General features: G+C 30.8%; 7 protein-coding genes. 3 read left to right on the top strand and 4 right to left on the bottom strand.

Translation table 11 applies throughout. The features are described from left to right. Positions 1 to 444: 444 nt before the first annotated feature. Positions 445 to 1,440 carry a ketol-acid reductoisomerase gene (ilvC, locus tag ON24_RS05755; protein ID WP_016357689.1) on the bottom strand — a complete coding sequence of 332 codons (996 nt, stop codon included), beginning with the start codon at positions 1,438 to 1,440 and terminating at the stop codon, positions 445 to 447. Between the two features lie 574 nt (positions 1,441 to 2,014). Between ilvC and ON24_RS05750 the strand changes: the two genes are divergently transcribed. Continuing rightward, positions 2,015 to 3,412, top strand: a complete 1,398-nt coding sequence (locus ON24_RS05750) for an MATE family efflux transporter (RefSeq protein WP_040682223.1) — start codon at positions 2,015 to 2,017, stop codon at positions 3,410 to 3,412. A gap of 830 nt (positions 3,413 to 4,242) precedes the next feature. On the opposite strand, the gene ilvN is transcribed toward ON24_RS05750, so the two are convergent. Together ilvN and ON24_RS05740 are read right to left on the bottom strand one after the other, a co-directional pair. Then, positions 4,243 to 4,728 carry an acetolactate synthase small subunit gene (gene ilvN / locus ON24_RS05745; RefSeq protein WP_016357687.1) on the bottom strand — a complete coding sequence of 162 codons (486 nt, stop codon included), beginning with the start codon at positions 4,726 to 4,728 and terminating at the stop codon, positions 4,243 to 4,245. A 15-nt stretch (positions 4,729 to 4,743) separates the two neighbouring features. Continuing rightward, complete coding sequence (locus tag ON24_RS05740; protein ID WP_016357686.1) at positions 4,744 to 6,444, bottom strand: acetolactate synthase large subunit; 1,701 nt, start codon at positions 6,442 to 6,444, stop codon at positions 4,744 to 4,746. A gap of 291 nt (positions 6,445 to 6,735) precedes the next feature. Between ON24_RS05740 and purD the strand changes: the two genes are divergently transcribed. Continuing rightward, on the top strand, positions 6,736 to 8,049 hold the full coding sequence (gene purD / locus ON24_RS05735; protein ID WP_040682222.1) for a phosphoribosylamine--glycine ligase: 1,314 nt from the start codon (positions 6,736 to 6,738) through the stop codon (positions 8,047 to 8,049). Between the two features lie 142 nt (positions 8,050 to 8,191). Here purD and ON24_RS05730 read toward each other — a convergent pair whose 3' ends face one another. Then, positions 8,192 to 8,758 carry a hypothetical protein gene (locus ON24_RS05730; protein WP_016357684.1) on the bottom strand — a complete coding sequence of 189 codons (567 nt, stop codon included), beginning with the start codon at positions 8,756 to 8,758 and terminating at the stop codon, positions 8,192 to 8,194. A 333-nt stretch (positions 8,759 to 9,091) separates the two neighbouring features. Here ON24_RS05730 and argF point away from each other — a divergent pair, with 333 nt between their 5' ends. Next, a complete protein-coding gene (gene argF, locus ON24_RS05725; RefSeq protein ID WP_040682221.1) occupies positions 9,092 to 10,000 on the top strand; it encodes an ornithine carbamoyltransferase in 909 nt (302 codons plus the stop codon). The last annotated feature ends 141 nt before the right edge of the window (positions 10,001 to 10,141 follow it).

Below are 10,141 nucleotides of genomic sequence, written 5' to 3'. Positions count from 1 at the left end.
TAATTTTTAACTTTAAATACTACTAAACTAAATTTAGAATACTATTTTTATAACATTCAAATTTAAATACTGCCATTATAGCTTTTAATTTAAAATATATTATTTTATAAACTTTAATTTTAAATTACTACTCTTATAACGTTTAATTTAAAATATTACTCACTTTTATAAATTCTAATCTAAAACACTGTTTTTATAACTTTTAAGATTAAATTTCAATATTTTAAAATCTATTAATTTACTATGAAAAACGAGTTAAATACTGTTTTATGATGAAAAAAAGTTAGATAATTCGATTATAGACTTGCTTTAATAAAAACAGATATTGGAAGTCTTGGAATCTTATCAAGGATTAGAATAATAATAACAATAATAAATTAATAAAAAATAGATAAAAAGTATTACTAAATAAGATAAAAAAAAGATTAAAATGATGAATAAAATCTATTCATCATCTTTTTGTAATCCACAAGCTTTTCTGAGTCTAGTACCAACAACTTCGATTTGTTCGTTGTTTTCAGCTTCTCTCATTTCTTTTAAGTTAGAGAATCCGCTTGCATATTCTTCAGCAAATTCGTTTTTGAAAGTACCATCTTGGATTTGAGTTAAAACTTCTTTCATAGCTTTCTTGGAGTCTTCACCAATAACAGAAGTTCTTCTGGTTAATCCACCATATTCAGCAGTGTTACTTACATCTTTCCACATACCTTCGAAACCTTTCTTGTAGATGATATCTACAATAAGTTTTACTTCGTGGCAAGTTTCAAAGTATGCAATTTCAGGTTGGTATCCAGCTTCTACTAAGGTATCGAAACCGTTTTTAATGAGTTCAGTAAGTCCACCACATAAAACAGCTTGTTCACCGAATAAATCAGTTTCGGTTTCTTCTTTGAAGGTAGTTTCAATTACACCAGCTTTAGTGAATCCAGCAGCTTTTGCCATACCTAAAGCTAATTGTAAAGCGTCTCCACTAGGATCTTGTTCAACAGCAACAAGTCCAGGAATTCCGAAACCTTCTAAGTAAGTTTGTCTTACCATGGAACCAGGTCCTTTAGGTGCAAACATGACGATGTTTACATCTTCAGGTGGTTGAATTAAGTCAAAATGAATGTTGAATCCGTGAGAGAATGAAATAGTGTTTCCACTTTCTACATAAGGTTTAATTTGATTTTCGTAAACTGTAGCTTGGATTTCATCAGGAAGTAAGATGTGGATAATATCTGCTTCTTTAGCAGCATCTTCAATGGTCATTACATTCATACCGTCATCTTTAGCTTTTTGCCAAGATTTACCATCTTTTCTAAGTCCTACAATTACATTTAATCCACTGTCTGCCATGTTTCTAGATTGAGCATGACCTTGGCTTCCGTAACCAATTACAGCAATAGTTTTATCTGCAATAACGCTAGTATCTACGTCATCATCATAATACATTTGCATATTAAAAACTCCTTTAATTTTTTTAAAAAAGAATTTCTAGAAAAAAAATTTTTATCTAATAATATTAAGTAATAAATAAACTAACTTTTTGTTACATAATATTAACATTTAAATATATTATTTCATTACTTATAAAGTTATTTAAATTTCATGAAATGAACTATTTTTAAAATATTTAAAAAAAACTATAAAAACAGGAAGTTTATTCAAATAAACATTATTAAAATGAATGTTATTTTATAAAAATTAATATTAATTAAACTAATGTAAATAAAAAACTTTAAATATTAAGGTAAAATCATTTCCACCATTTAAACAAATTATATATAATATCTAATCACAATATTAATACTATAAATTGAATATTTTTCTAAGAGTGATTTTTAGAATATTGAATTTAATCTAACTTTTTTTTAAAATTTCTATCCTGAGGATATGAATTTTTAAGTCAATCAAGTTTTATAGAAAGGCATTCAGGTAATGTTTTTTATTTCTAATATACTTATCTTAACAATATGATTTTAATCGATCATCTTAAGTCTAAATTTTTATATAAAACAATTAGGAGGAGAAAATGGCTAATCAAACTGAAAAGGGTAAAAACAGCAATATTGATATTATAACAGGAGATCCCAAAAAAGCAATAAACAAATTAGCAGTGCCGATGATGGTTTCCATGCTTCTTATTATGGCATATAACCTTGCAGACAGTATATGGGTGGCAGGTCTTGGATCCGATGCACTTGCTGCAATAGGATTCATTACACCACTATTTATGATACTTGTTGGAGTTGGAAATGGGATAGGTTCAGGTGCAAACTCATTAATTGCAAGGGCAATAGGTGGAAAGGATAAGAAATTGGCAGACAACGCTGCTGTACACACTGTCATATTAACGGTGATTCTTTCCATACTTGTTCCGGTAATCCTTTTACCATTCCTAAGGGATGTGCTACTCCTAATGGGTGCAGGAAGTACAACTAATCTAGGACTTCAATACGGTTATATCGTATTCGGATTAATGTTTTTCTTTGTATTCTCAGGTGTTGGAACAGCAATACTTAGATCCGAGGGAGACGTCAACAGGGCAATGTATGTGACAGCTGCAACTGCTGCATTGAACATAGTACTTGATCCGATATTCATCTACCCCATGGGCATGGGTATTACCGGTGCGGCATGGGCCAGTGTAATATCAGCAGGTATCTCATGTGTGATTATGGCCTACTGGATTTGGGTTAAGAAGGACACATATCTAAATGTTGGAAGAAGCGAGTTTAAAGCCAGCAGGCATATATTAAAGGAGATTCTTATTGTTGCAGTTCCTGCAAGTGCCGAACAATTAATTGTATCCTTACTTGTTATGGCAATCAACGGAATGCTTGTAATAGTTGCAACAAGTAATGCGGTGGCTGGATATACCGCCGCAATGAGAATCATACAGATGGCAATGATACCTTTAATAGGTATTGGTACAGCGGTTCTAACTGTTGTTGGTGCAGCATATGGTGGAAGGGACTATAAAAAACTAGATGTTGCATTTAACTATTCCGTAAAACTAGGTTTTCTGTTTAGTGTAATACTATGTATAGTTTTATACATCTTTGCCGGAAACATTGCATTTGTATTCACCTATACAGAGACAAGTGTGGGACTTGCTCCAATGATTACAGATTTAATTAAGATTACATGTTTCTTTTTAATCGGTATGCCATTTGGTATTGCAGCATCCATGACTTTCCAAGGTGTTGGAAAAGGAATAACCTCATTAATATTAACCTTATTTAGGGCTTTACTATTTGAGTTGGTATTCTCATATGTTGGTGGTTTTATCCTAGGTTTAGGTGCCAATGGAATCTATTATGGTCTTGTAATAGGTGCAACCATTGGAGGATTTGTTGCATTTACCTGGGCTAAATTATTCATTAGACGTTTAAAAAGAAGTTCAACAGATCTATATGTAAAAGGATAAAGGATAATTTTCTTTTATCCATTTATTAATTATGATATTTAACAGCTTATTTTACTCTTAAAATCAATTATAGATTCTCGGTTTATAAAATAAATTAAACTAATTCTTACTAATTAAATTTAATTAACTAAAAACAACTTAAATAATATAAATTATTATAGTTTATAAGTTATAACTTATAACTTATAATAGAAAAAACTAAAAAAATAAAACCATTCTTGATAAAACCATCCTAAATCAATAAAAAAAGAAAAAATCAACAAAATAACCAAGATTTCATATTGATAAATGCCAGCTATATAAAAACAATGATTTTAACCAAGAAAAATGAAAAAATTTATAAAAAAACAGAATATAACTTATAACATTTAATTTATAACTTATAACTTATAATAAAAAGATTAAAAAAATTAAAAACTGTCTTTAATAAAATTACCTTAAATCAATAAATACTAAAAGATCAATGAAATAACCAAGATTCATAATTAATAAAAGCCATTTATATAAAAACAGAGACTTTAATCAAAAATATAAAAAAAATTTTATAAAAAAACAGATTATAACTTATAACTTATAATAAAAAATTGTTAAAGTAACTGGATATTAGAGGAAATAGATAAATAAATAAGTTAAAAATTGACTTTAAATAAAAGAATAGCTAAAAATAACCAATTACAATAATAAATGAAATAAAACTGATTTTAAATAAAGAAATAACTAAAAATAATCAATTACTATACTAAATAAAAAAATAGATCTTAAAATAAAAAAATAGATTTTATAATAAAAAAATAGATTTTATAATAAAATAAAAAAAGAAAGAATTGAAATTAAGTCTGAGATCCTCTGGATAATGCTGTAGGACCTGTACGAGCTATCTTTCTAATTCCATAGTTTTTAAGTAATTTTATTAAAGCTTCAATCTTGTTTGGATGACCAGTTACCTCAATAGTAACATTATGATCTGAAACATCGATTATGTTTCCTCTGAAAATATCGGTATATTGCATAACCTCTGTTCTAGCCTTTGCATCCTTAGTTTTAACCTTGATTAAACAAAGTTCTCTTTTTACAGAAGATTGAGGTGCTAATTCCTTAACTTTAATAACATCTATTAATTTATTCAATTGTTTTTTAACCTGTTCTAAACCTTTCTCATCAGCGTTTACAACAATAACCATTCTAGCCAAATTCTCAACCTCAGAGGAACCTACAGTAATACTTTCAATATTAAATCCCCTTCTTGTAAAAAGGCTAGTTACTTTCTGTAAAACACCAGGTTTATGTTCAACCAAAATACTAATTGTATGACTCATAATAAAACCTCTCAACTAGTTATCCTCAAAATCTTTTGCAAGTTCATACTCACCAAGAATATCCTCAACAGCAGAACCAGGTGGAACCATAGGCAAGAACTCATTAGGTTTGATATCAATATTTAATAGAATTGCCTCATTATCCTTAATAGCTTTTGATACAGCTTTTTTAGTTTCACCAGGTTTGGTGATATTTTCACCGTTAATTCCATAACTTTCAGCTAATTTAACAAAGTCAGGAATAGTACCTAAATCTGTTTCAGATAAACGACCATCATATAATAAGCTTTGCCATTGATATACCATACCTAATTTACGGTTATCAAGTAATGCAATGATTACAGGAAGGTCATAATCATGTACAGTAGCAAGTTCCTGTGAAACCATCATGAATCCTCCGTCTCCAACAACTGCAAGAACAGGATCATCCTCACAGGCAACCTTTGCACCAATAGCTGCAGGGAAACCATATCCCATAGTTCCTAAACCACCAGATGATATGAATTTACGAGGTTTTTTTACATTAAAGTAATGAGCTGCAAACATTTGATGAAGACCTACATCAGTTGTAACAATGGAATCTTCAGTTAATGCTTCAGATATTTCCCTTATAACTCTCTGTGGCATTAAAGGAACATCATCATAATTATCCCTAGGTTTTAGTAATTCCTTTTTGGATTCTAGTTCTGTAAGCCAGCTAACAGCATCAACATTCGGTTTATAGGAATTTAATTCCTTATTGAACATCTCTAAAACATTCTTAGCATCACCTACAATAGGGATATCTACATCGATGTTCTTACCTATCTCTGCAGGATCTACATCTATGTGTATAACCTTTGCATTTGGAATGAATTCATCAATCTTACCTGTGGTTCTATCAGAGAATCTGCAACCGATTGCGATTAATAAATCTGATTTGTTAATGTTTTTATTTGCAACTAATCTACCATGCATTCCAAGCATTCCAAGGGCATAATCCTCATCCTCTGGAACTGCACCTTTACCCATTAGGGTAGTGACAACAGGAGCATCGATGATTTTTGCAAATTTCTCTAATTCCTTATTTGCTCCAGCTGCAATAACTCCTCCACCAGCTAAAATCATAGGTTTTTGACTGTTTTTAATCATTTTACAAGCCTTTTTAACCTGTTTTATATTACCTTTAAGTGTAGGATTATATCCTGGGGTCTCAATTAAAGTTGTTTCATATTTGTTTAATTCCCTAACCTGCATTTCCTTTGGAAAATCAATTAAAACAGGACCCTGACGACCTGTACTTGCAATGTCAAAACTAGATTTTACAATAGATGGAATTGTATCAGGGTCATGGATCTGATAGTTATGTTTTGTAATAGGCATTGAAATTCCCATGATATCAGCTTCCTGGAAAGCGTCATTACCTATTGCACTTAGATTTACCTGGCCTGTAATGGCAACGATTGGAGTTGAATCCATGTAAGCATCAGCAATTCCTGTAATAAGGTTAGTTGCACCTGGACCGGAAGTTGCTAAACATACACCAACCTTACCAGAAGCCCTTGCATAACCTTCAGCTGCATGAGCCGCACATTGTTCATGACGAACTAATATGTGTCTAATGTCATCATCATAAATTGAGTCATAAAGAGGAATAACTGTTCCTCCCGGATATCCGAATATAGTGTCTACTCCCTGTTCCTTAAGGGCTTTTAAAATAGCCTCTCCACCATTCATTAAATCACCTTTTAATTGTATAAAATGAATATCTACCAACTGTTAAATTAAAGTCTTTAAAAAAATCCCATACATAATGGTAGACTTAACTTTAAATTATAAATGTAAATATCAATGATTGAAAAAGAATATTTTTTCAATATTATTATATAAAATTTAAAATATAATAATAATATATTTAATGATTAATATAAACTTTAATATATATAAAATATTTTTAGTTTATATTAGAAAACAATATTTTAAAGTTAGACTGATTAAGGAATAATCTTAAAAAAAGGAGAAAATAATATGAAAGTTTTAGTTGTTGGTGCAGGTGCAAGAGAACATGCCATTTGTGATGCTTTAAAGGATGATGTAGAACTATATACCTATATTAGTAAGAAAAACCCTGGAATCTCAAGAATGTCCACATACACCATTGGTGATGAGGGAGAGGTTGATAAGGTAGCGGAATATGCTAAAGAGAACAATATTGAACTTGCAGTAATCGGACCAGAATCACCTCTTGGAGAGGGTATTGTCGACAAACTTGAAGAGGTTGGAGTTAAATGTGTAGGACCTTGTAAAAGTGCAGCAAGAATTGAAACTGATAAATCATTTATGAGAAATCTTTTTGAAAAATACGATATTCCAGGATCATTAACCTACAAGGTATTTGACAACACCAAGGATTTAAATGAATTTCTAGACTCATATGACAAGGAAGTTGTTGTAAAACCTGTAGGACTAACAGGTGGTAAAGGAGTTAAAATTGTAGGTGACCACCTAAAGGACAACAATGAAGCTAAGGAATATGCGTCAGAAGTTATCGATAATGTAATGGGCGGATTTGCACAGGTAATTATTGAAGAAAGAGTGATTGGAGAGGAATATACAATTCAGGCTTTCTGTGACGGACAACACCTAGCTCCAATGCCAGCAGCACAGGACCATCCACATGCATTTGAGGGAGACCAAGGTGCGATTACAGGAGGTATGGGTTCATATTCCGATAAGGGAGGATTACTACCATTTTTATCACAGGAAGATTATGACGCTTCTGTAAAAATCATGCAGGAGGTTGTTGATGCAATAGCCAAGGAGGCTAAACCTTACAAGGGAATATTGTATGGTCAGTTCATGTTATCCTCAGACGGACCACGCTTGATTGAGTTTAATGCAAGGTTCGGGGATCCTGAAGCAATGAATGTACTTCCTCTCATGAAAACCAAAATGGTTGATGTATGTAAGGCAATTGCAGATGGAAACCTGGATAAAGTCGAGTTCAATAATCTTGCAAGTGTCTGTAAATATATTGTACCTGAGGGATATCCAGATACAGAGTATGCCGGCGAAAAGATAGAGGTTGACGAGAAGGCAATTGAGGATTTAGGTGCAAAAGTCTTCTATGCATCAGTAAGTGAAGATGACGATGGAGTAAAACTTACAGGTTCAAGGGCTCTCGGTATTGTGGCTCAAGATGAATCCATTAGCGAAGCTGAAAAGATTGCAGAAAAAGCATGTGAATTTGTAAAGGGTCCTGTCTATCATAGAAGTGATGTTGGAACAGAGGAACTTGTACAGAAACGTGTAAACCACATGAATGAAATTAAAGGTTTATAAGATAAGATTAATAAGATTAAGATTAATTAATCTAAAATCTTATTCTTTTAATCCTAAAAATTGGTCCAATACAGATTAGTCAATTAAATAATAAATAAAGTACTTTTTTTCTATTTTTAATCTTTAATATTTTTAAGATTAATCATATTACAATTTCATAGTCCACTTTTCTATTATCCCTTATTCTAGAATCCATGTCCACCAAATCAAAAACCAGCGGATTTTTTATTAGAACAGACCATGTCTCATAGGTCACCTTTATAAAGTCATCATTCAGCTTTATATGGTCATGTATGATTGGACATTTATAGGGAAATTCACTTTCATCAAAGATTAGATGGAGTTCCCCTTTCTTGTTTAAATGAGGTATTAATGGAAATGTCCTACATTGAATCGGTCTAATGCTACGATCGCATTTTGGCGGATTGGTGCATCTTACAAGATATATTCGACCCTTCCATGAGTGGGGATATCTAATCTCAGATGAATCAACGTAATACAACTCGAAACTATCACTATCCTCATACATCAATTCCTCACCAGGCAATAGATATAATGCCAAATCCTCATTGTGATAATCCTCTGCATCATAAACGCAACATACCTCCCCACATAATTTTCCACAGTCAAAATCAACAGGGGATACCTGATCCAAACGTTTATAAATCTTCTTAATATTTTCCTTCATTTCATCTGCACTAGTTTCCATATAAATTCAACCTATTATTCTATTTGTTTTCATGATATTTGAAAATTAATCTAAAAATCATATCCAATAATCTAATAATTTCCATACAAATTTGAAAATAATACTAAAACCTATTAAATCAAATAACAATTCTATTAAATAAGTATTACTGTAAAAAAAATTGAAAATCTTTTAGATAAATTGAAAATACTAATTAATAACAATTTAGAATATAGTATAATATCATATCTAGATATATGTAAATACATTAAATTTTCAATATTTTAGAAAGTATTTATAAATAGAAAAAACAAATATATAATTTTAATTTTATTAATTTATTGGAGAAATTAAATGAATAGTCTTTTATCAATTACTGATTTGGAAGATAATATAGAAAATATCATTAATTTAGCTAGTGATTTTAAAGATGGTAAATTTGATGATGAAGAGCCATTAAAAGACAAGAAATTAGCTATGATCTTTCAGAAATCATCAACACGTACAAGAGTATCCTTTGAAGTGGGAATGTATGAATTAGGTGGAACTGCACTATTTTTATCCACAAATGATATTCAACTTGGTAGAGGAGAACCTATTAAAGATACCGCCAAGGTTTTAAGTAGATATGTTGATGGAATAATGATAAGGGCTACTAATCATGCAGATGTTGTTGAATTGGCAGAGGAAGCAGACGTTCCTGTCATCAATGGATTGACTGATGTTGAACATCCATGTCAAGCATTTGCAGATATATTAACCATTAAAGAACACAAGGGAGATTTAAATAGAAAATTGACCTTTGTCGGTGATGGAAATAATGTATCAAACTCACTTTTACTAATTTGTGCTTATTTAGGAATGGACTTTGCAATAGCTTGCCCTAAAGGATATGAACCAGATAAGAAGATTACGGAAAAAGGTTTAGAAATAGCTAAAGAAACTGGTTCTACAATAACCATTACACCTGATTTAGAACTTGCCTTAAAAGATGCTGATGCTGTATACACTGATGTCTGGGTAAGTATGGGTGAAGAGGAAGAGGCAGAAAAAAGAAATAATGACTTTGCAAAATATCAGGTAAATGAGGAAACCATGAAATTAGCAAAAGACGATGCCATATTTATGCATTGTTTACCTGCAATAAGAGGTAAAGAGGTAACAAGTGAAGTTATTGATGGTCCTCAATCTGTTATATATGATCAGGCTGAAAACAGGTTACATGCTCAGAAAGCTATAATGTATCATTATTTAAAAGATTAAATTAACTCATTTGAGTTAATTATTACTATTTTTTTATATTCCTAGCTTATTTTTTCTATATTTAATTTTTATGCTTTATTTTAGAAATCTAATAATTCTGATTAATTTTAATCCTAAACTATTAGATATAATTCAGGATAA

This window comes from Methanobrevibacter boviskoreani JH1 (assembly GCF_000320505.1).
Lineage (GTDB): Archaea > Methanobacteriota > Methanobacteria > Methanobacteriales > Methanobacteriaceae > Methanarmilla > Methanarmilla boviskoreani.
This window is presented reverse-complemented; position numbering and strand designations above follow the sequence as displayed.